The organism is Paenibacillus sp. B1-35, from assembly GCF_050474385.1.
In the GTDB taxonomy this organism is placed as follows: Bacteria; Bacillota; Bacilli; order Paenibacillales; family Paenibacillaceae; genus Paenibacillus_B; species Paenibacillus_B alvei.
Genome location: NZ_JBCHVJ010000005.1, coordinates 471,751 through 493,205, shown reverse-complemented (window position 1 = coordinate 493,205; position 21,455 = coordinate 471,751). Strand labels below are relative to the sequence as shown.

Here is a 21,455-nt window from a genome sequence, read left to right as displayed (position 1 = left end):
GATAATTTTGTATATGAGTAGAATGAATGGAAAATATAGCAATATTAATAGGTGACGATTATGTTGAAATTGCTGATTTGGTTGCTATACATTTAGAAGGGTATCGTGTCATTAAGGTATCGGATGGGCAAGAAAATATTAATGTTATCCAGACTTAACACATTGATTTACTTATTTTGAATATTGCGATGCCGAAAATGGATGGATATAAGGTTGCACATTGCATTCGCGAAAAACATAATATGCCCATTATTTTTTGAGCGCGAAAATGTCTGATTTTGATAAAGTGCAGGGACTCGTGATTGGAGCAAACGATTATATGACGAAACCATTCAAACAGAACTCAAACTTGGAATTTGGAGGATTAACGATTTCTCCTGAACAACGTACAGTTACTATATATGGTAAGAATATTGAGTCAACACCGAAAGAGTTTGAAATTTTATAGTTATTAACCAGTTATCCAAATAAAGTTTATAGTGCAGAAGACATTTTTTAGAAGGTATGGAGGTAGATTATAAACTCAATGGTTAAAATACTACGAGGCTTTCGTTCAAAAATGATATTATTGTTATGTTTAAGCATGTTGTTGTCTAGCGCCATAACATACCTACTCTTTAAAGTACTCCAATTGTATTATTATACAAATGTTAGTTATGGAGATACACTAGCTTATTTTCGCAAAATCATACAAAATATTGGAGACCTTAACGTCTTTTTACTGTTATTTATCCTGCTTTCGATATTGTTTTTCTTTTTACTTACAAAACCCTATTCTGCCTATTTCAATGAGATTTCAAAAGGAATTCATTATCTCGCTCAGGGTGACTTTAAGCATCGAGTTCAAATATTGTCAAATGATGAATTTAGTGATATTGCACAAGGCATTAATCAGGCAAGTGAAAAATTGGAAAAGGCTATAGAAAGGGGTGACTTTTCGGAAAATAGTAAAGAGCAGTTAGTAGTGAATTTGGCTCATGATTTGCGCACACCTCTTACCTCTGTTTTAGGTTATTTAGATTTAATCCTTAAGGATGATAGCTTGACTGAAAATCAGATCAGGCATTTTTTAACGATTGCCTTTACTAAATCTCAACGCCTAGAACGGTTGATTGATGAATTATTCGAAATAACTAGGATGAATTATGGCATGTTACCAATTGAAAAGAAACAAATCGATTTAAGCGAGCTACTTATTCAATTAAAAGAAGAGTTGTATCCTGTCTTAGAGAAAAACGATTTGATAGCAAGAACGAATATTACTTCCCCTTTATCTATTATGGGTGATGGAGAGTTGTTGGCGCGTGTGTTTGAAAATCTTCTAATTAATGCAAACCGTTATGGATATGATGGGCAGTATGTAGATATCAACGGCTCTATTGATTCAAAGGAAGTAGTTATTCAAGTTATCAATTATGGGGACGCCATTCCTCCAGATGAACTGCCTCATATTTTCGATATGCTTTTTACTGGTGACAAAGCACGAACTCATCAAGAAAATAGCACAGGTCTCGGTTTATTCATTGCGAAGAATATAGTAGAGCAACACAATGGGACAATAACTGCCGAAAGTGATTTAATACGCACTATATTTGAAGTCCGATTACCAATGGAGGATTCCCAAAGAGATTAAGTGTAAAATCCAAATGAAAAATTTAAGGAAAATTTAAAATTTACCCCACTTTTTATTTTAAAAGTTTTTCCTATCCTATAAACAAGTTACATCAAGGAGGAGACTAAAAATGAAAAAGTGGGGTTTTTTATTGGTTTTTGCATTATTTCTAGTTTTTATTTTTAATATATTACCGATATCCAAAGATAAAGTAGATATTCAAAAATATGAACAAAATGATAATACAGCTACTGAAAATATCCAAAAGATTGAGCTTACGGAAGAACAAATCTATCATGGGAATCTACTCTTGGTCAACAATGAACATCCTGTTCGCCAAAAGAGTATAAAATCAGATGTCATAAATTTATTTACGCACGAAGAATTGACAAAGGGGTATGGGTTACTTGATAACGAAATTAAATTGTCAGAAGAAATAGCTAAAAAATTTTCCAAGATGATAGCTGATGCCAAAAAAGATGGGGTTTGGCACTTTTTAATTAGCAGTGGTTTTCGAGACTTAGATGAGCAAAGCAGACTTTACGAAGAAATGGGTTCTGATTTTGCTTTGCCAGCAGGTCATAGCGAACACAATTTGGGGTTATCGCTTGATGTGGGATCTACTCAAATGAAGATGGATAAAGCACCTGAAGGAAGGTGGATAGAAAAAAATTCTTGGGAATACGGATTTATATTACGCTATCCCTTGGATAAAACGGTTGTTACAGGAATTCATTATGAACCTTGGCATATTCGTTATGTCGGCTTGCCTCACAGTGTGATTATGCAGGAAATGAATTTAGCTTTGGAAGAATATTTGGATTATTTAAAAGAAGAAAAGAGCATTTCTGTTAGTGTTGATGGGACAAAATATACAATTTCATATTACCCCATTTCTCAAAATGAGACAATTGAAGTTGAAGTACCAGCGAATGAACATCATGAAATATCCGGTAATAATATAGATGGAGTGATTGTGACCTCATTTTCTTGAATTAGGTTCTAAAATGATAAAGTCATTGGTTTAAATGTAAAGTTAGGAGACGTATTCTAATATGCTTGCAGCTACAGTTTTGTATACTTATTTTTGTACTATTATTTTTTGTATTGTGTTTCAAACTGGATTTTTATTAAAGGCGCAAAAAAAATTATCTATTAAGCATTTTCTATGGGTGTATGTTTTTCTTTTCTACCTTGCGCTAGTGTATATGGTGACGGGGGTAGGAAATATATGGGTGATAGGAAAATATGAAACATTAATTCGTATAAGTGAAATCAACTTACTCCCCTTTGCTTCTGAAGGTATTACTACATATATTTTGAACATTATTTTATTTATGCCGTTAGGATTTTTATTGCCAACTATTTGGCCGCAGTTTAGAACAATCAAAAATGTTGCATATACTGGATTATTTTTCTCATTGGCTATTGAGCTAAGTCAATTGCTAAATCATAGGATTACAGATATTGATGATTTACTTATGAACACCCTAGGCGCGATTATTGGGTATTTAATATATAGAGCTTTATTTAAAATGATATATAAAAGAGGTGAAATAAAACCTGATATTTCCTCTTTAGTCGTAAAATACGAGGCTGTTTTTTATTTAGTTTGTTCATTTACAGGTATGATACTACTTCATTATCCAATTTTATTTCGAAAAATTTTCTAAATGCACGCCTATCGATTATCCAATAAAATACAAAAATACATTTGGCCGAACTGGTAGGCTACCATGAGACCGTGCGTAAGTTTACGGTCTACACCTTGCTGCAATTCTGGGCACAAGCGGCTTTCGAACAGTGGGATGGTTACCGAGATGGCGCTGACCGTGCAGTTACCTGCGGATTGTATTGTACAATGATGTTTGATGTTATCGCTCTTTATTTTTGCCATAGTAACATATCCGCTTCGCCTACAATATGATGAGTCTAGAGATATCTAAAGAGGTGAGCAAATGGCAGTCGTAAAAGCCAGGCAACAGGATATTGATATGTTGGCAAGGTTGCTTCGAGCTGAAGCTGAGACCGAAGGCGAAACGGGCATGCTCCATGTTGGAAGTGTTGGCATTAACCGAATAAGAGTGAATTGCTCCGACTTTAAAGACATCCGGACAATTCCCCAAATGATCAACCAGCCGCATGCGTTCGAAGCGTTACAACATGGTATGTACTATCAAAACGCAAGAGAGAGGGAACGCCGTCTGGCGCGACGTGCTGTGAACGGGGAGCGAAGTTGGCCAGCCAAATTCGCCCTGTGGTATTTCCGTCCAGGAACGTTCGAAAATCCCGGACCATGTCCGGAAACCTGGTATAATCAGCCGCTCGCAGGAAGATGGAAGAAGCACTGTTTTTATGAACCGACCGCGGCAGAATGTGAAGATATATATAATACGTTTTAATTGTATGAACGAAAAGAGCTCAGAATCTCTTATCCTGACTTGTCACAGTCATATCGGTTGTCTGAACTTTATCTCATTAAGAGCCGCGTAAATCGCGGCTTTTTTTGGTCTAGTGGAATAAAGTTGTTGCCGGGTTAGAAGTGATTCAAGGGATTCAAATCTGCATTTCGTCTAAAATCTATTACTATAAAATTCAAATAGTCGAGGAGTGCATCATTTATGTATAGAGTGGCTATTTGCGATGATGAGGAAAAACAAAGAGAGATTGTTAAGGGCATCCTGATTACTTTGTCGATAAAGACAAATATAGAATTTGAAATCGAATTATTCGGCTCGGGAGAGCAATTGGTATCTCATTATGAGACCAATGAACCCCCGTTCCATATTCTAATTTTGGATATCGAAATAGGTGGTCTGAACGGGATTCAGACAGCTCGTAGAATAAGAGCGTTACATAACTTGGATGAACAAATTATTTTTCTGACAAGCTACCCTGAATATATGGTAGAAAGTTTTGATGTCATGACATTCCAGTATTTGATAAAACCTGTTGCCCCCTCGATCTTGGAGGAGAAAATCATCAAACTATGCCAGTACTTTCAAACACTTGATAAAAAGTTTATGGTCATCAAGTCAGCCTATGAATCAATCATGATTAAATATGACGACCTTATTAGTATTGAAGCTGCCAAAAGCTTAACGATAAAGAGCAAACTACATTTTATTACTACTGATCAAACCTATAAAAGCAAAGGAATTATTGCAGATTATGCTTTAGCTTTAAAAGACAGTAACTTCCTGCAAATCCACCGTTCCATTATCATTAATCTACTTCATGTGAGAAAGTTTGCTAGCGGAGTTGTTCTCATGTCCAATGGATTGGAATTACCCATAGGCCGTTCTAAAATCAAAGAGGTTAAAGATGTTTATACCAAATATATGATTAGGAAGATCGAATAATATGATTCAAAATAATTTACTTGTTGTTTTTACAATTGTACTTGTGATGGGCGTTCAACTTAATTTTTTCTTCAACTCGGTTTTTGGTAAATCAGCTAAAAAACATAACCGATTCATTTACTTTATTATCTTTGGGCTGCTCGATTTCCTATATCTTGTTATTCCCGTCTCACCAATTTTATCTTCGATTCTAGCCTTGCTTATGATATTTAGTATCGTACAATCTTATCAAGTAGAGATGAAAACGAAGATCATTTTCTCTATGCTTTACAGCGTTTTAATGTCTCTCGTTACTTGTATATCTCTTTATATTTTTTATACCCTAGATTCAGTTGAGTTTAGCTTTGACCCTGTAAATGAAACTAATAAAATTGTCTACATGAAAGCTATTTTACTCTCTTTCATCATCATGTTTGCCATCATTCAGATCATACGACCACTTGCAAGACATAGTAGTTACTCTTTGCATTATCGTTACTACGTATTAATTTCGGCTATTCCACTTATGAGTATATATCACCTATATATTCTAAATTATAAGACCGTCTATTATTTTATTTCCGCTATTGGCTTTCTTTTCTTAAACGTTATGATTATCTATATTTTTGATTCGATTATTGATAAATATAAATTCATGCAAGAACATACTCAGCTGCAACATCAGATGGATTATCAAGATGCGAATTACGAAAAGGTCGTTCACAGCTTCAAATCCATTAAAAGAATTATTCATGATACGAATCAACAGTTTTTATATATTGAAGAATGTATAAAGCGAAATGAGTTAGCAGCTGCAATGGAACATATTAAGACAACATTAAATAAAGTCGAAGGAGCGTATCAGCGGGTTAATACGGGGAATCTGGTTATAGATGCTCTTATTACAAATACGCTTAATATTGGACATGCCAATGGCATTAGAATAGATATAAAGCTTAATTTATGGTCGCAAGAAATCCATATAGACCGTTATGACTTATGTGTTGTCATTGGAAATATGCTAGATAACGCAATAGAAGCTTCTAAAAAGTTAACGATCGCAGAAGATAGGTACATTCTTATAAAAATACATTCTACCGAGTCTACTCTACTCATTCACATCTTGAATTATATGGAGAATGAAGTTGCCCACTTACATAGCCAAAAACCATCTCCTGAATTTCATGGTATTGGATTAACCAATATCGCTAGAATCTGCGACAAGTACGGTGGTCATATGACCATTGAAACGAAACATAAAGTATTTAATAATATGGTCCTCCTGCCATTTTAAACGAACAATCCTTAGACAACATGTTGTTTAGGGATTGTTTTTTTCGTTTCAGGGCGTATTTGAATACAGCAGCCTTCCTCCATGTATGATGAATTCAGAAAGTATAATCTAGAACGAATTACAAGGAGGAATGAATAATGAAGAGAATGGTTTCTGTAGGGATGGCCGCTTTGCTTATTGCCATTCCGGTCAGCCCAGCTTTTGCTGAAACGAATCCGGCTACTGTAAAAGAAAGGGCAAAGGTGCAAGCTTCGAAGCTCCTTTCCGTCTCTGGTGCAAGTGGTGTGCAGTATGCCATTATGGATAAGGGATCCATTGTTTTATCAGATAACGCCGGTGTAAACGATAAAGCTTCCAAAGCTCCGATCACCAAAGACACTATGTTTGGTATAGGCTCGATAAGTAAAATGCATGTGTCTGCTGCAGCGATGATGCTAGCTGATGCTAATAAAATTGATATTGATAAGCCACTTACAACGTATATCAAAGACTTCAAAATGGCAGATGAAAGATATAAAAAGATTACCCCTCGTATGTTAATGAATCATTCGTCAGGGCTTTACGGTACTCATCTTCCGAATAGTTCTTTATTTGATGACAATGATACAATAGTCCACGATGAATTATTGAACAAGTTACAATCGGAACATTTAAATTCAAATCCAGGTGAATTCTCCGTTTATGTAAACGATGGGTTTGATCTGCTTGAAATCATGATTGAACGAGTGAGCGGTATGAGCTATACCGAATTCCTTGCGAAATATGTGAGCACGCCTCTGAATTTAAGCTCAACGAAAACACCACTTGATCAATTTGATAGAGAAAGGGTAGCCAAAGCTTACTTTCCTACGATGGATCAGGCTTTACCCATCGAGAATGCTAACACCCTTGGGTCAGGCGGGCTCTACTCAACTGCAGAAGACTTAACTAAGTTTGCAGATATGTTAATAGGTAATCGAACGGATGTTCTATCTAAACAATCAGCCAAAGCCATGCAAGGTCCTGAATATAAAAGAGGAATATGGGTTTCTGAAAAAGCGAACGCCTTTAACTATGGTCTTGGTTGGGACACTGTTCGCTTGCCAGCGTTTGATGATTACGGAATAACGGCATTATCCAAAGGTGGAGACGTCGCTACTTATCACGGTTCCTTGATTACAATACCAGAACATAATATTTCTATGGCTGTGCTTTCTTCAGGAGGGTCTTCCGTATTCAATCTTGCATTTGAAACTAAAGTTTTATTAGAATACTTAAAAGACAAGGGGCATATTAAGGAAATTCTACCCGAGAAAACATTTAAACCTTCCTTGAAGGTGAACATGCCGTCTGAAATGCTTTCTTATGCTGGATTGTATGGTACAAGGGATTCAACCATAAATATGGAGATTAAGAACGGAGTGATTGATTTACCTGCACAAAACGGAGGGTTGATACCCGCACAAACATATGTGTATACGGGCGATGGACAATTCAAAAGCAAAGATGGCAGTGTAACATTAAGCTTTGACAAACAAACAAATGGAAGAACATATGTGAAGCTTAACGCTTATACGAATAACCAAGGATTAGGTCAGTCCATGATGGTGTTCTATGCCTATCAAAAGCTGGATTCCAATCCACTCCAACAAACAACTAAAAAGGTATGGGAAAATAGAAACGGAAAAAGTTATTATAGGGTGGATGAAAAGATAACTTCTGCATTTTATCTGGCCACGCCAATGATAGCAAAGACAATATCCGTTGATATGGATCATGGATACGCAAATGGGACTAAAATTGTTAATGAGAATCAAGCAGTAAATGCTATCCAAATTCCGATTATGGCCGGAAGAGATGTATTTGATCTCAACTTTTATAAAGAAGGACAGACGGAGTATTTAAAGATTGATGGATTCTCTTATATCAATGAAGATGCTGTTCCAATCCTTTATGATGGCAAGGATTCATTAAGCATCATCATACCATCGAGTGGTCAGGCGAAATGGTATAAAATCGATGAAAAATCAGCCAATCGAGTCATGAACGTTAAGACTCCGGCAAGTGGGGGATTTGCCGTTTACGACAAGAATGGAATGGCTGTGAACTTCTCAAAGGTTACTAACAATCATTCGGTAGTACTGCCTGAAGGTGGGATGATCGTTTTTGGCGGAAAAGCGGGTGATGTATTTAAAATTGAATTGAAGAATAAATAGATTTGGAGCATTGAAGTCCGCCTAACTAGCGGACTTTTTGATTTATGGATATAAGTTCTTGTCCAATGCTCAGGTAACTTGGAAGGACGCAAAGAGAAAGATCGGTACAAAAAAAAAGAGCAGATTGATTTATGTACCGTTTTGTCCATCTGCAGAAGATACCGTACTCCGCTTTGCACCTTATTGTTCAGGATCGAGAGAACCCGGATCGGTAGGCAGAAATGCAAATTGAATCGTTTGTATTTCCAGAATCCAGGTAAAAAGTAGGTAGATTCAGGACAAGCGATCATTATAATGAAATTAAGATACAAGGTAAAAATGAACTCAAGAGACCAAAGTTGTCTTGTAATCAAGGGTAGAAGAGAGGATGACGGAAGTGCCAATTCATAACCAAGCTCACCCTTCTGATTCTGTTAGAGAAGACGGTTGTTATCCCATTGACTTGACGGGCCCTCGCAGCCACAACCTTGTCATTCGGCCCGGTGTGGGGAGCCTATCTATCGGACCGCCGGAATTAGGGCAAAGGGTAGACCTTCACGTCGCGTCAGATGCGAGAATTGATTGGACCGTATTCGATGCCTTCTCCACGCCGGCAGGCTCGCCTTGGCCGCGATTTCTGTACTATTCAGGCAGTGACACGGGCTTCTTGGACTGGGCACAGACACGTCCCATTGAAGAGATGACGTGGGCTCCGATCCTGTCTGCAGATACGGTGGTGGACGCCAGCCAGTCCATTTTGCATAGCTTGCATATCGAGTTGAGCCAGTCCGGAGGGTGCTTGAGCTTGAAGCTTCCGAAGGGATCTTTCCGCCTGAACGTGTCTGGCGATCTATTACGCTTATCGGCCACTGGAAATATGCCGTATTCTCTGACACTAGCGCCGCGCACCGGTCGCCGCAAGAATGATCCTCCTTTCACCCTGCCCGACATCGGTGAATTGCACCGGGTGACGAGCCTGACGCTGCAAAACACGCCGCTGGGACAGCCCATCTCGCTGGACTGTCTAGACCGGTTCCCCAACCTTGACTCACTGAGTTTGTGGGGGAACTTCTGCGACATGGGCTTGTTGGCTCGTCATGCCCGGTTAACGAATTTGGAGCTGCGCTTCATGCCTGATTTAGAGGACATGCCCTCCTTGGACACGTGGCCGTTGCTTGAAGGATTTATCGCCTACAATGTGGAAGAGGCCGCGGGCAAGCGCTTAAGGCAGCAAGTGAAAACACGCGCCAAGACACGCCCATGGGCCGGCTATGCTTCAGTGAGCCAATTGCGAAAGCCTGAGTGGTGGGAGAGCGAATATGGCCGCCCGTTCTCGTCTTGGCCTAAACGTCTGGCCAAACTGGCTAACGAAGCTTACAATGCTGCACAGGCATCCTTGGCGCAGGCCCGCAGCCTCGCCGATGCCGAGGCAGCCATTACTGCTTTCACCGTGCGCTTCAATACCCTCAAAGGTATCGAAACCACCGAAAGAGAAGACCTTGGCGAAGCAGTATGGCAACTTAGCCAGTCCGATCACCTGATCGGCCAGCCTATAACGGAGGAGATGGCTGGGCGCTGGTTCGATGCAGCTCGCGATTACTGATTGAAAGGAGATTGTAAACGGGGAACAACTGCTGAACTAAACTGGGGAATTATTGAGAAGGGGATTACCTATGAAGGATGCGTTAATGGAGAGATTAAAGATTTTTCTTCATCAGGAAGATAATGAAACACTAGTAGGCATTCCGGCAAGCCAAGAGGAAATTGTTAGTGCGGAGCAACGGCTGAATGTAAACTTTCATGAGGACTACGTACACTTTATCAAGACGTTTGGAGGAGCATATGCGGGTCTTACGATACATGCATTCTCTAATGGCTCTAGTCTCGGCAATGAAACGGTTGTCGATTTGACGTTGGGGTTCCGAGAGCAATTCAAGGGACATCCCTTTGCAAAGGTTTTACGAACCAGTTATGTCATTTCCATAGATGGATCCGGCGATCCGATTTTCATGAATCAGACAGGAGAGGTTTTCATCGGGTATCACGATACCGGGGAGATCAAGTTATTAGCCAATTCATTCGAGGAAATGATCGAAGAGAATTTTTATGAATGGTAATTTGTTCAATTCGGCAGATTATGCTAATCAAAGAGGCCGTCCCTCAAGTAGATTGATCTACTTTTGGGACAGCCTCATTTTATCTGGTCAGTCAGACCGCTAATTAAGCATTCTGCTCCTGTTACAACTTAAACTGCTTTATTTTCTCTTGAAGTTCTTCTGCCATGATACGACTTAAAAATCCTCTTTATTCGACAGTTCTCTGTCAGAATTCGACCCCCAAAGTAATTTTCGGCATAAAGCTTCTAAAAAGTTAAAGACGAAAGACAAAATGTTCGCATTCATTAAGAGCTCTATCTATATCAATCAGAGTTTATCCACATATCTTAATAACTAGAAGGATACTACTTCAAGAAGAGGGGGGATAAATGAATGGGGCATAAAAAACATAAAAAGAAAAAAGGCAAAAAGGACGTTTTTGATTATATTGTTATTGGTGCTGGAACAGCAGGTGGGGTAATCGCTAAGGAATTAACGGATGACAAAAAAACTTCCGTACTTGTGCTTGAGCCTGGAATAAATAGCACGGATCAGTTAAGTGATCCAAGCGTGTTAAATGCCATTATTCAGGCTAGCGATAATAAGTTTTCCTTCAATTTACTATCTAAATTAGAATCTTCTGTGGGCCGACAGCTTGTTACGGTCAATGGAAGGGTTATTGGCGGGAGCTCGGAAGTGAACGAAATGTATGCTGTCCGGGGAAGTAAAGAATTGTATGACGAATGGGCTGCCCTTACTGGTGAACCTCGATGGAGCTACGACCAAGTCCGGTCCCTGTTTATTCAAAATGAAACCTATACGGGGCAGACACAAAGTCCGAATGAGAGAGGAAGACGGGGGCCTATATTTGTCAGACAGCAGCATATACCTCCTAATGGGCTTATCCAATCGCTAGCAGATGCAACAACTAAAGTACTAGGAATAGAACGTGTTGAGGACTATAACACAGGAGTTCGAGACTGTACATTTTATAAATCTCAATTTCTTCAGAAGGAGGATGGTAATACAATTACCCGTTCCTCTACTGCAACAGGGTATTTAAATGAGAGCATAGTTACGCAGGGTAATGAGTTTCATCCTGATGAGTTTGGGATTGGAAAGAGAAAGCTGACTATTTTCGGCAAAACAACAGCGAACAAGATATTATTCAAGAACAAGAATTGTCAAATGATTGCCAGCGGGGTTCAGTACGTTAGAGATGGTATTTCACAAACAGCGTTTGCCCGAAAAGGCGTGATCGTCTCGGCAGGATTCTCCTCCTCCCTTATCTTACAGCGATCAGGAATTGGCAAATCCAGTGATTTGCTTAGCGCAGGAATTAAACCATTAATTGAAAATCCGAATGTAGGATACAATCTGCAAACGCAAGCCTATGCAGGACTTGCAGTCGAGGTAGAAACATCCCAAATACTACCGGTACTCGGTGCTGACCCTAATCAACCAATTATTTTAGGCGCATTTACAGCTGAGAATAAGAATAATGTAGTGGAGGGCCGCCGCCTTCAGATTCTAGGGGCTCCCGTAGCACTCTTTGTTCCTGCTTCAGACATAGCAAGCAATGGGTGGGAGCTGGATGTAAATAAGCAAGTCAATGTCATGAGTTTTGGTCTTATAGATCTTAACCCCCAGAGTAAAGGGACGATTATGGCCTCGCACAGCGATCCCGAAGCATTGCCGTCCTTTGCCTTTAACCCATTACAACAGAATACAAATGATCTAGATTTCTTGGTGGATCAATATATCAACATGTATAACATTATTCAAGAGGCTAGATTAAATAATAGCGGAATAAAAGCTGTGGTGTACCCGCCGGAGGAAGTTTTCCAAATACCCGATGAGGCAGAAAAAAGACGGCAGCTTAGTGATTTCGTAAGAGCATCGTATTCAAATTTCTATCATTATGGCGGGCAGTGCAAGATGGGGAAGAGCGTTTGCGATGGAGTTGTCAACGGACAGCTTGATGTATTCGGTACAACTAATCTTAAGGTCGCTGATCTCTCAGTTGCTCCTATTTTACCGGATGGGAATACATCCATACCTGCCCAAATGATAGGATTAAATGCTGTGCGCTTTATTCAAAATAATCGATGTCCTTACGTGCTGGATGACGAAGATTTTGAGGATGAACTAGAAGATTAATAAGTGTAATGTCTGACTGGAAAGAATCAGAATTTATTTTTGTCGGATAAAGCTGGCGACGCCAGCTCTTTTTTCGTTTTGACGATAGATCCGGTAGGCTGAGGCGCATCATAAGTGTTAATTTTATCCTCTGCATGCCCCAGATTGAGCTTGTTATTGTACATGCCTATGCTTCAATAGCACTGAAATATAGAAAGTTTCTTTTTCTACAATTAGCTCTGTATGAACTACATTATAATTGATTCCTTCCATTGTTATCCCGTTTACTAATTTTGTGAGACGAAGAAATTCTCCAATTTCGGAAACATAGACATCCGCAGTTGAGCTATCGGGAAATATGCATTGCATTCTAATAGGACTCATTCCTTCCTTGTTTTATATCACATATCCGATTCGATACGGGAACTTGTTGATATGATTAAGTTTGTAAAGTTCCAAGTAGCGTTCTTTTTATGCCTTTTAGTTTATTTTTTAAAAAACAGGGCAATCTTATTATATCAAAATTAAATCCCTATAGGGTATATAATTAAAAAATAAACCCTATAGTATCTTGGAGCGCGCAAATGGCTAGTCTATGGTTTGCTTAGGGTGATCGCTGTGAGTGATTTTATGAAGATGGTAGGGGAAGGCATTCGACACTTTCGGAAACTACGCGGACTAAGCCAGGAGGAACTTGCAAGCAAGGCTGAGCTACACGAGACTTATATTGGTAAGTTGGAACGTTCTGAGAAGGTATGTTCCGTCGTAGTACTGGCTAGAATTACGAGTGCGCTCAACCTCTCGATGGCGGAGTTCTTTAGTTACATCCAGCCTGTGAGTGGAGAGGGGAACGATTCTACACTTGCAGAAATTGTGGATAGGCTCCGAAGCAGAAGTTTAAATGAGCAAAAGAGGGTATTGAAAGTCATTGAGGCTATGCTGGACGATCAGCTGGATTGAAAGGGAAAACCCTAAAAACGCTGAAGTTTGGATTAAGGCCTTGAGATGGTGAATTGCGAATTTACACTGTCGCATTTTGCCATCCTGAACCTCTGTCAACTATAAAGGGCACCTAAACGGGTGTCCTTATATTTTGTACTATAGATATCACGGATAACCGTATTACAAGTAAGGGGATTTCAATACATCCCACTCCTTGCGATATGATGGATTCCTATACTTGGAGGTACCCATGAGAGAATTTGAGCAATTAACGAGTGTCGAATCGGCAAATGAATTTATAAGGAGCCATCGATTATCGTTTCTCTATATCACCATGACAGGGTGCAGTGTGTGTCATGCATTGCAGCCGCAGGTACAGAAATTAATGATGAAATACCCGGATATCCATCTGGCGACGATCAATGCAGAAGAAGTTCCAGCGGTTGCCGGGAGTTTTTCTGTTTTTACCGCGCCTGTTCTATTGCTTTATGTGGAGGGGAGAGAATATATACGTGAAGCAAGAATCGTGCATCTGGATCTGCTGGACGAAAAAATTCGCAAAATCTATGACTTAGTGACGGGACAATCCTCTGATGAAACCGTGAAATGAACGGTTTAGATTCACGAATGTGCATCTGGTGAACTGCCCAATCATCGATGTCTTGCCCGTCGCAGCTCAAGCAACTTCCAATATTTACACTTGTTGATACCGATATATCGATTTATAATAGTGACAATTTAATAAGATACCTTTAATTCAGTCCCGTGAGGCTGACAAGGACAGCGGAATGTATGATCTTTATAGGGATACGTGTGTATATGCGCGTGTACCTATTATTTACCTGTGATCGTAAAAGGCTTATTGTCAGGGCAACTGGGCAATAAGCCTTTTTTATTGCTCCTGAAAGCCATCGATCATTCCCGCCTGTTCCATCTGCTTGAGCATACTCGGTATCTAGACGATCTGGAGGATGGATAATGGAAAAAGTGGATTTGGAATTCTCATTGCAACCTGTACCACAAGCACATCGGAATGGATTTTGGAAAATACTCGCCGTAATGCTTGGATTTACGTTCTTCTCGGCAAGCATGTGGTCAGGCGGAGCGTTAGGAAATGGCTTAACGTTCAGTGCTTTTATCGGGATTGTACTGGCAGGGAATCTGATCTTGGGCATCTATACAGGAGCGCTTGCTTATATTGCGGCAAAGACGGGGTTATCGACTCACTTGCTAACGAAATATGCATTTGGCACGAAAGGTTCCTATTTATCTTCAGGATTGCTAGGATTTACGCAGGTAGGCTGGTTTGGTGTAGGGGTGGCGATGTTCGCAGTCCCGGTTCAGAAAGTAACGGGAATGAACGTGTATGTCTTGATTGCGATTGCAGGAATCCTAATGACGGTGACTGCGATTTATGGAATTAAAGCATTGGCGATACTCGGCATCGTAGCTGTACCGTCAATTGCGATATTAGGAAGCTATTCGGTCTTCGAAGCGACTTCAACAGCAGGCGGATTGCAAGGATTAATGAATTATCAGCCGAAGGAAATGATGGGTCTTGCTACAGCATTGACCGTCTGTATCGGTTCCTTCATTAGTGGAGGTACGCTAACACCGGACTTTGCACGGTTTGCAAAAACAACTCGTTCAGCGGTTGTGTCGACGGTCATTGCCTTTTTCCTTGGAAATTCGTTGATGTTTCTATTTGGAGCAGTAGGCGCGATTGTGTATGGCAAAGCGGATATCTCAGATGTCATGTTTCTGCAAGGCTTGATTATACCGGCTATTATTGTGCTAGGGCTAAATATTTGGACGACGAATGAAAATGCGCTATATGCATCCAGTCTGGGCTTTGCCAATATTACGAAGCTGCCTAAGAATATCATTGTTGTCTTTAACGGAGCAGTAGGTACAATCATGGCGATGTGGCTGTACAACAACTTCGTAGGCTTCTTGACGGTACTTGGCTCGATTTTGCCATCGATTGGCGCGATTCTGCTAGCGGATTTCTATATCTTGAATCGCGGCTCCTATAAGAAATTCGAAGAAATGAGCTTCAAATCCGTGAATTGGATTGCGATATTGGCCTGGCTCGGCGGCATTCTGATTGCTCAGTTCGTCCCTGGCATCCCGCCTATTAATGGCTTGATCGGTACAGCTGTGCTGTATGTTATAGGTATGAAGTGTTTCCCGGAAAAACAGTTTAACGTAAACGAGAAAAGGGGAATGAACCGTGATTATACAACAAGCGAAGCTTAGAGGTCGCGAAGGTTTATGGAATATCGAGATTGTGGATGGAGCATTCAAGACGATTACCCAAAGTCCGCTTTCCACAGAAGGACATGAGGTTATTGATGTAAAAGGGAGCTTGGTGCTTCCTCCTTTTATTGAGCCGCATATTCATTTAGACACAACCTTAACAGCAGGTGAGCCAGAGTGGAATCAGAGCGGTACGCTATTCGAAGGCATCCAGCGCTGGTCGCAGCGAAAGGAAACTCTTTCAATAGAGGATGTTAAAACGAGAGCGAAGACGGCGCTTAAGTGGCAAATCGCTCAGGGCATTCAGCATGTGAGAACCCATGTGGATGTGACAGACCCTACTCTAGTAGCGCTTAAGGCGCTGCTGGAAGTGAAGGGAGAGATGTCTCCTTATGTGGATCTTCAGCTCGTTGCCTTTCCACAGGAAGGGATTCTCTCCTATCCAAATGGAGTAGAACTGCTTGAAGAAGCTATGAAAATGGGGGCCGATGTGGTTGGCGGCATTCCGCATTTTGAGTTTACACGCGAGTATGGCGTAGATTCGATGAGAATCGTATTTGATCTGGCGGAAAAATATAATCGTCTCGTTGATATCCACTGCGATGAGATTGACGATGAGCAGTCGAGATTCGTTGAGGTAGTAGCCAAGGAAGCTTACGAACGCGGCATCGGCGCACGTACAACGGCCAGCCATACAACGGCGATGGGCTCCTATAATGATGCATATGCGTACAAGCTGTTCCGTCTGCTGAAAATGTCGAAGATCAATTTCGTATCCAATCCACTGGTGAACATCCATTTGCAAGGACGATTTGATACGTATCCGAAACGTAGAGGCCTAACAAGGGTAAAAGAGCTTCAAGAAGCAGGACTTAATGTGTGCTTTGGTCATGATGATATTTTTGACCCATGGTATCCGCTGGGGACAGGCAATATGCTTCAAGTTCTGCATATGGGTATTCATGCTTCACAACTTATGGGCTATGAGCAGATCGTGAACAGCATCGATATGATTACGAAGAACAGCGCGACGACGCTGCAAATTGAGGATAAATACGGGATTGAGGCAGGCAAGCCGGCCAACTTTATCGTATTGAATGCAGAGAATGAGTATGAGGCCATTCGCAAGCAGGCTGTGGTACGATATTCTTTCCGTAACGGTAAGATCATTGCCGAGACAAAACCGAGCGAGACCAGCGTGAAGCTGGGCAGTATAAGTGAGACCATTACGTTTCAAAAATAAATAAAAGCAGAGAACCAGGCCTTAGGGTCTGCTTCTTTTTATATATGCAAGTGACGACAATAATTTCCGAATCATGGTATAATCTCACTAGTAGCAGTTCGGCAAATCATCGTATATGATTTCGATAATTTTTGTTTCGGTTGGTATATGTATGACCTAGCGGATCTCTGGACACATGGGATGGGCTGGATACAATTCGAACCAGACGCTTTAAAAGCCCTATGTGAGTTTTATCTTGCAGGGGCTTTTTCATGCGATTGTAAACCAATAGCGCACATTCGCATTAGAAGGCTAGTTCAGTAATGTGAGCGTGAAAAAGGGCATACGTATCAGTCAGAATCGGAAGTTCAAGCAAGCAAATACTCAAAATGATGGGGAGGAACTTGAGTATGCTTCGAAAATGGCTGATTGTTGCAATTCTTGTAACGGGTGTGACTCATTTGGCGACGCTGTCCTTGGACAGTACCATACTAAACTGGATCTTCAAGCTGCTGCCGATGGCGCTGATCATCGTGCTCGCTGTCAGCTCGCAGCCTGCGGACAAGTTTAGGATGTATAAGATTTTGGTCGTGATCGGATTGATTTTTAGCATAGCTGGGGATGCATTCCTGCTGAAGAACGGAAATCAGTGGTTTATGTTCGGTTTGTCGTCTTTTATGGTGGGGCATCTGCTTTACGTAGCGGCTATGATACGGCGGTGGGAATTTTCTCTGTTAGCATTGTTGTGCGTAGCGCCGATCGGCGTATACTCGTGGCTTATTGGTTGGCGGCTGCACAATGGGATCATGGCGGACAGCGGTCAAAGCGATTTATGGCTGCCGGTCGCCGTTTACGTCGGCGTCATCTCGGTCATGTGCTGGACCGCGATCATGAGTCGGAACTGGCATGCGTCGGTCGGGGCGATTTTGTTCGCCGTGTCGGACTCGATTCTGGCCTGGAATAAGTTCGTCAGCGCCGTGCCGGCGTCAGGCTTTTGGATTATGCTGACGTACTTCGCCGCACAGTTGTTTATTGCGAGCAGCATCTCGAACGTATTCGGTGGCAAGCAGTTGTCGAAGGGCCGCGCCCTGAGGATGTAGGTTGAACGCTTTAAACAATCCACGCTGGGAACCGTATATAAATGACGTCGGAAAATTGAAGTGAGGGAAGGTAAGAGAGGAGATTTTGGATCCTTACGTCCCCCTATTTTTAAGAACATCCATATCGGAAGCCGTTACCCGGCTGTTTGAACGTTTGCCGGGTAGCGGCATTTTTATTATCCAAACAGGTTGACAATGATAATCGTTATCAATAATGTGGAGATAGAAATGATACCCCCCTATTTACTGAAAAGACTACTATTTGAAATGAGGGATGCAATGTGAAAATCGACGTTAATCAGTTAGCAGAGTATCTTGCTCACACTCCTTTTCAAGTAGAAGGCGTATATCGATATGCTAAAAGTCCAGGTGTGCCTCACGCTGACTATACAGATTCTTTTCCTGGATTCGTGTTTCCACTTACCGGGAAGACACAATTTCAATTTAATGGAACGCCTTATATCCTGTCGCCAGGAAAAGTTGTGCATGGGGGTGCCAACATGAAACTAGCTCAAAAGTTGTTTGGCAACACCAACTGGGAGTATATCCTTGTTCAATACCGGATATGTCACTCAGAACTAGAAGAGTCAAGCTTTTCCCATCAGCATTTTGAATTATCAACGGGACAATCCCCTCGTCTTATCGAATTAATTATGCGCCTGTGGCAAGTGTATAATCAACGCGGAGGCATTCCGATGTTTCAGACCGAAATGCTGTTTCGCGATGTACTGAATGAAGCTTTATTATGTGTTATTAATAGGCAGAATAGCTGTGAATCACTTACTTTATTTGAACGGGTATCGAATTATATTCATGAATACTATGATCAAAGCCTGACAATAGAATCGCTTGCAGAACATAATAACGTTAATCGAAATCGACTTTCTTACGTATTTAGACGACATGCAGGCATGGGGCCGGCAGAGTATTTATTAAAATACCGTATAAACATGGCGCAAGAAATGCTATTTACAAGTGATGCGCCTGTTCAACAAATCGCGCAAACGGTTGGGATTGCGGATCCCTTTTATTTTAGTCGAGTGTTCAAGAAGCAATTTGGTATTTCTCCTACTGAATATCGAGCGAAGTTCATCAATAATCTATGCTAATTTCATCAGGCATCCATTCTAATCTACAAATGACTTTACTATACTAATGGCAACGAAAGAATACATAATGTTGGAGGCTTTACGTATGCAAAAAAGGATAGGACTATTACTCTCCATGCTATTAGTAGTAGTCATACTTGCGGCTTGTAATGCAACACCTGCTGAAAATAAAGGAGCGACTGCAGAAGGCGCATCTACAACAGCTGTTGAGTCAGCTACAAAGGATTGGCCAAGAACATTTAAAGATGCCTTAGGCAAAGAAATTGTTATCGAGAAAAAACCAGAAAAAATAGCCTCGTTGTGGTACTTTTACCCTGAAATATTAGTTGCATTAGGTGAGCCGCCTGCTGCTACTACGGAGAAAGAGTATCTATCGACTTTATCTTATTTACAAGGGAAGCTCGATGCAGCAGAGGAGTTAGGGGATAAGGTGTCTCCTAGTATTGAGAAAATTTTAGCTCTTGAGCCTGATTATATTTTAGCAACCGAACAACATGAACAAATTTATGATTCACTAGAAAAAGTTGCGCCAGTTATTTCGCTTAAATACAAGGACATCTATGAAAATTGGCAATATGGACTCCGCACAGTAGCCGAAATTATTGGTAAAGAAGAGGAAGCGGAAAAGTTTATTGATAAAATGATGAAAGAAATTACAACTGGGCGCGAAGCATTAAAGTCGATTCAAGGAGAGTCAGTAGCATTTATATTGTCTTGGGATGGAAAAACTTTCAATGTCCTAGGTGAAGGGAATCCTGTCTATACACTTGCATTCGATAAAGAAAAGGGACTGGGACTTACACCAGATGATTCATTTAAAGGTTCTATTAATAAATTTAATACATTTGAAGGAATTTCAACGGTTCAAGCAGACCATATCTTCCTTATAGGTGACATTACAAAAAAGGAAACATTAATGAATGACTTAAAACAAAGTAATGTATGGAATAAACTGAATGCCGTAGAGAAGGGCAATGTCTATTTAATGGATAGTTCCGCGATTACTGGTGGCCCGTTAGCTATCGAATACGCTTTGCGAAATATAACCAATGCCTTACATAAACTCTAAAAAGTCGAGAGCATATCATTGAAATTAAGGAGGGATTCATATGCATTACGAGGCTATTAATCTAAATGAGAAGCTATCTGCATTCAACGATCTTTGGTCTCCAAAAGTTGTTGGTGAATTAAATGACTATCAAATCAAGCTTGTTAAAATTGATGGGGATTTTATATGGCACGAGCATCAAGGTGCCGATAAGGTATTTATTGTGCTCGAAGGGGAAATGTTCATTGCTTTTCGTGATGGTCAGGTAAAAATCTCTAAGGGCGAGATGTTTATTGTCCCGGGGGGAGCCGAACATAAGCCTTTCGCCGAAAAGGAATGCCATATCATGTTGATAGAACCTAAGGCGGCAGGATAAGTTTTGAGTCATAAGAAATAAACAGAGTTAAGGGCCATCCGCTAAGGGTGGCCCTAAAACTTGTTCCGATATGTCTATGACTGCAAGCTTCCGAACACGGGCGTAACAATGTTCTGCTTAAATTGCTCCACCGCTTCGTCGGTGTCGATCGTATAGCCGCCTTCCAGCCCGACAAATCCGGAGAAGCCGGTTTCTTTAATTGCGCGCAGAATATTCACGTAATTTAGCTCGCCTGTGCCTGGCTGATTGCGGCCGGGATTGTCTGCAATGTGGAAATGATTGATTCGGTCGATATAATTGGTAGCGTTGCGAATGACATTGCCTTCCGTAACCTGCTGATGATAGACGTCGAAGACGAGCTTGACGTTCGGGCTGTCTACCCGATCGATCACTTCCACCGATTCATTCGAGCGCTGAAGGAAATGTCCGTAATGATCCACAAGTCCGTTGAGCGGTTCCACCTCCAAGACGATTCCGGCTTCCTTGAGCAGCGGCGCGCAGCGTTTGAGCATCTCCGCCATTGCGGATCGCTGATCCTCGCGAGCCACGCCCTCAAGCGCGTTGCCCGTCTGAGAGATGATGGAGGTGACATTCAGAATCTTACAGGCTTCAATCGTATCATGTATCCCGGCGATATATAATCGTCTCTGAACGATTCATTGACTAGATTGAAGAACTTCGTGCAAATAGGTGGCCTTAATTCTGATCTCATTGGATCCACGCCGCTTTATGATATATTGAAA

The 21,455-nt window shown here is 41.0% G+C and carries 21 protein-coding genes and 1 pseudogene; 19 read left to right on the top strand and 3 right to left on the bottom strand.

The genetic code is table 11. From position 1 onward, the window contains the following. Positions 1 to 26 precede the first annotated feature (26 nt). The 4 genes and pseudogenes from ACQ5BJ_RS18925 to ACQ5BJ_RS18910 form a co-directional block, all read left to right on the top strand. Positions 27 to 445, top strand: a pseudogene (locus tag ACQ5BJ_RS18925) (response regulator transcription factor); the annotation flags it as partial. A gap of 81 nt (positions 446 to 526) precedes the next feature. Next, on the top strand, positions 527 to 1,633 hold the full coding sequence (locus ACQ5BJ_RS18920) for a HAMP domain-containing sensor histidine kinase (RefSeq protein WP_268599176.1): 1,107 nt from the start codon (positions 527 to 529) through the stop codon (positions 1,631 to 1,633). Between the two features lie 109 nt (positions 1,634 to 1,742). Beyond that, entirely contained in the window at positions 1,743 to 2,606 is an 864-nt protein-coding gene (gene vanY, locus ACQ5BJ_RS18915; protein ID WP_005545369.1) for a VanY-A/VanY-F/VanY-M family D-Ala-D-Ala carboxypeptidase, read from the top strand. Positions 2,607 to 2,667: 61 nt separating this feature from the next. Further along, the gene (locus ACQ5BJ_RS18910; protein ID WP_005545368.1) at positions 2,668 to 3,285 is read left to right on the top strand and encodes a VanZ family protein; all 618 of its coding nucleotides are present in this window, start codon (positions 2,668 to 2,670) and stop codon (positions 3,283 to 3,285) included. An 8-nt stretch (positions 3,286 to 3,293) separates the two neighbouring features. Here ACQ5BJ_RS18910 and ACQ5BJ_RS18905 read toward each other — a convergent pair whose 3' ends face one another. Next, positions 3,294 to 3,509, bottom strand: coding sequence for a hypothetical protein (locus ACQ5BJ_RS18905; RefSeq protein WP_268599177.1), 216 nt, complete (start codon positions 3,507 to 3,509; stop codon positions 3,294 to 3,296). A 61-nt stretch (positions 3,510 to 3,570) separates the two neighbouring features. On the opposite strand from ACQ5BJ_RS18905, the gene ACQ5BJ_RS18900 reads away from it, so the two are divergent. The 7 genes from ACQ5BJ_RS18900 to ACQ5BJ_RS18870 all read left to right on the top strand — a co-directional run bounded on the left by ACQ5BJ_RS18900 (position 3,571) and on the right by ACQ5BJ_RS18870 (position 12,677). Further along, positions 3,571 to 4,014, top strand: a complete 444-nt coding sequence (locus ACQ5BJ_RS18900) for a cell wall hydrolase (protein ID WP_005545366.1) — start codon at positions 3,571 to 3,573, stop codon at positions 4,012 to 4,014. A 219-nt stretch (positions 4,015 to 4,233) separates the two neighbouring features. Next, a complete protein-coding gene (locus ACQ5BJ_RS18895) occupies positions 4,234 to 4,974 on the top strand; it encodes a LytR/AlgR family response regulator transcription factor (protein ID WP_005545364.1) in 741 nt (246 codons plus the stop codon). A 1-nt stretch (position 4,975) separates the two neighbouring features. Next, positions 4,976 to 6,247, top strand: coding sequence for an ATP-binding protein (locus ACQ5BJ_RS18890; RefSeq protein ID WP_268599178.1), 1,272 nt, complete (start codon positions 4,976 to 4,978; stop codon positions 6,245 to 6,247). A gap of 137 nt (positions 6,248 to 6,384) precedes the next feature. Next, complete coding sequence (locus ACQ5BJ_RS18885; protein WP_005545360.1) at positions 6,385 to 8,442, top strand: serine hydrolase domain-containing protein; 2,058 nt, start codon at positions 6,385 to 6,387, stop codon at positions 8,440 to 8,442. A gap of 376 nt (positions 8,443 to 8,818) precedes the next feature. Then, positions 8,819 to 10,024 (top strand): hypothetical protein, encoded by a 1,206-nt coding sequence (locus ACQ5BJ_RS18880; RefSeq protein WP_005545358.1) that lies wholly within the window; start codon positions 8,819 to 8,821, stop codon positions 10,022 to 10,024. 70 nt (positions 10,025 to 10,094) lie between these two features. Further along, positions 10,095 to 10,538 (top strand): SMI1/KNR4 family protein, encoded by a 444-nt coding sequence (locus tag ACQ5BJ_RS18875; protein ID WP_430111941.1) that lies wholly within the window; start codon positions 10,095 to 10,097, stop codon positions 10,536 to 10,538. A 372-nt stretch (positions 10,539 to 10,910) separates the two neighbouring features. Continuing rightward, positions 10,911 to 12,677, top strand: coding sequence for a GMC family oxidoreductase (locus tag ACQ5BJ_RS18870; RefSeq protein ID WP_430111939.1), 1,767 nt, complete (start codon positions 10,911 to 10,913; stop codon positions 12,675 to 12,677). A 26-nt stretch (positions 12,678 to 12,703) separates the two neighbouring features. Here the strand turns inward: ACQ5BJ_RS18870 and ACQ5BJ_RS18865 are convergent, their stop codons facing one another. After that, a complete protein-coding gene (locus ACQ5BJ_RS18865; protein ID WP_430113414.1) occupies positions 12,704 to 12,841 on the bottom strand; it encodes a hypothetical protein in 138 nt (45 codons plus the stop codon). A 433-nt stretch (positions 12,842 to 13,274) separates the two neighbouring features. On the opposite strand from ACQ5BJ_RS18865, the gene ACQ5BJ_RS18860 reads away from it, so the two are divergent. The 8 genes from ACQ5BJ_RS18860 (at position 13,275) to ACQ5BJ_RS18825 (ending at position 20,712) form a co-directional block, all read left to right on the top strand. Further along, complete coding sequence (locus ACQ5BJ_RS18860; RefSeq protein ID WP_040735635.1) at positions 13,275 to 13,616, top strand: helix-turn-helix domain-containing protein; 342 nt, start codon at positions 13,275 to 13,277, stop codon at positions 13,614 to 13,616. Between the two features lie 232 nt (positions 13,617 to 13,848). Next, the gene (locus tag ACQ5BJ_RS18855) at positions 13,849 to 14,208 is read left to right on the top strand and encodes a thioredoxin family protein (RefSeq protein ID WP_268620352.1); all 360 of its coding nucleotides are present in this window, start codon (positions 13,849 to 13,851) and stop codon (positions 14,206 to 14,208) included. A 368-nt stretch (positions 14,209 to 14,576) separates the two neighbouring features. Beyond that, a complete protein-coding gene (gene codB, locus ACQ5BJ_RS18850; RefSeq protein ID WP_289356743.1) occupies positions 14,577 to 15,857 on the top strand; it encodes a cytosine permease in 1,281 nt (426 codons plus the stop codon). Further along, entirely contained in the window at positions 15,832 to 17,100 is a 1,269-nt protein-coding gene (locus tag ACQ5BJ_RS18845) for a cytosine deaminase (RefSeq protein WP_430111937.1), read from the top strand. The genes codB and ACQ5BJ_RS18845 overlap by 26 nt, the downstream gene beginning before the upstream one ends. 389 nt (positions 17,101 to 17,489) lie before the next feature. After that, positions 17,490 to 18,179, top strand: coding sequence for a lysoplasmalogenase (locus tag ACQ5BJ_RS18840; protein ID WP_430111935.1), 690 nt, complete (start codon positions 17,490 to 17,492; stop codon positions 18,177 to 18,179). 281 nt (positions 18,180 to 18,460) lie between these two features. Further along, complete coding sequence (locus ACQ5BJ_RS18835; protein WP_430111933.1) at positions 18,461 to 19,288, top strand: helix-turn-helix transcriptional regulator; 828 nt, start codon at positions 18,461 to 18,463, stop codon at positions 19,286 to 19,288. An 85-nt stretch (positions 19,289 to 19,373) separates the two neighbouring features. Further along, a complete protein-coding gene (locus tag ACQ5BJ_RS18830; protein WP_430111931.1) occupies positions 19,374 to 20,357 on the top strand; it encodes an ABC transporter substrate-binding protein in 984 nt (327 codons plus the stop codon). A gap of 40 nt (positions 20,358 to 20,397) precedes the next feature. Beyond that, positions 20,398 to 20,712 carry a cupin domain-containing protein gene (locus tag ACQ5BJ_RS18825; protein WP_268599187.1) on the top strand — a complete coding sequence of 105 codons (315 nt, stop codon included), beginning with the start codon at positions 20,398 to 20,400 and terminating at the stop codon, positions 20,710 to 20,712. A 74-nt stretch (positions 20,713 to 20,786) separates the two neighbouring features. Here ACQ5BJ_RS18825 and ACQ5BJ_RS18820 read toward each other — a convergent pair whose 3' ends face one another. Further along, on the bottom strand, positions 20,787 to 21,308 hold the full coding sequence (locus ACQ5BJ_RS18820; RefSeq protein ID WP_238555801.1) for a TIM barrel protein: 522 nt from the start codon (positions 21,306 to 21,308) through the stop codon (positions 20,787 to 20,789). Between the last annotated feature and the right edge of the window lie 147 nt (positions 21,309 to 21,455).

Coding starts and splice junctions, on each gene's coding strand:
- ACQ5BJ_RS18920 (WP_268599176.1), top strand. CDS start 527: ATGGTTAAAATACTACGAGGCTTTCGTTCAAAAATGATATTATTGTTA.
- vanY (WP_005545369.1), top strand. CDS start 1,743: ATGAAAAAGTGGGGTTTTTTATTGGTTTTTGCATTATTTCTAGTTTTT.
- ACQ5BJ_RS18910 (WP_005545368.1), top strand. CDS start 2,668: ATGCTTGCAGCTACAGTTTTGTATACTTATTTTTGTACTATTATTTTT.
- ACQ5BJ_RS18905 (WP_268599177.1), bottom strand. CDS start 3,509: ATGGCAAAAATAAAGAGCGATAACATCAAACATCATTGTACAATACAA.
- ACQ5BJ_RS18900 (WP_005545366.1), top strand. CDS start 3,571: ATGGCAGTCGTAAAAGCCAGGCAACAGGATATTGATATGTTGGCAAGG.
- ACQ5BJ_RS18895 (WP_005545364.1), top strand. CDS start 4,234: ATGTATAGAGTGGCTATTTGCGATGATGAGGAAAAACAAAGAGAGATT.
- ACQ5BJ_RS18890 (WP_268599178.1), top strand. CDS start 4,976: ATGATTCAAAATAATTTACTTGTTGTTTTTACAATTGTACTTGTGATG.
- ACQ5BJ_RS18885 (WP_005545360.1), top strand. CDS start 6,385: ATGAAGAGAATGGTTTCTGTAGGGATGGCCGCTTTGCTTATTGCCATT.
- ACQ5BJ_RS18875 (WP_430111941.1), top strand. CDS start 10,095: ATGAAGGATGCGTTAATGGAGAGATTAAAGATTTTTCTTCATCAGGAA.
- ACQ5BJ_RS18870 (WP_430111939.1), top strand. CDS start 10,911: ATGGGGCATAAAAAACATAAAAAGAAAAAAGGCAAAAAGGACGTTTTT.
- ACQ5BJ_RS18865 (WP_430113414.1), bottom strand. CDS start 12,841: ATGTACAATAACAAGCTCAATCTGGGGCATGCAGAGGATAAAATTAAC.
- ACQ5BJ_RS18855 (WP_268620352.1), top strand. CDS start 13,849: ATGAGAGAATTTGAGCAATTAACGAGTGTCGAATCGGCAAATGAATTT.
- codB (WP_289356743.1), top strand. CDS start 14,577: ATGGAAAAAGTGGATTTGGAATTCTCATTGCAACCTGTACCACAAGCA.
- ACQ5BJ_RS18840 (WP_430111935.1), top strand. CDS start 17,490: ATGCTTCGAAAATGGCTGATTGTTGCAATTCTTGTAACGGGTGTGACT.
- ACQ5BJ_RS18830 (WP_430111931.1), top strand. CDS start 19,374: ATGCAAAAAAGGATAGGACTATTACTCTCCATGCTATTAGTAGTAGTC.
- ACQ5BJ_RS18825 (WP_268599187.1), top strand. CDS start 20,398: ATGCATTACGAGGCTATTAATCTAAATGAGAAGCTATCTGCATTCAAC.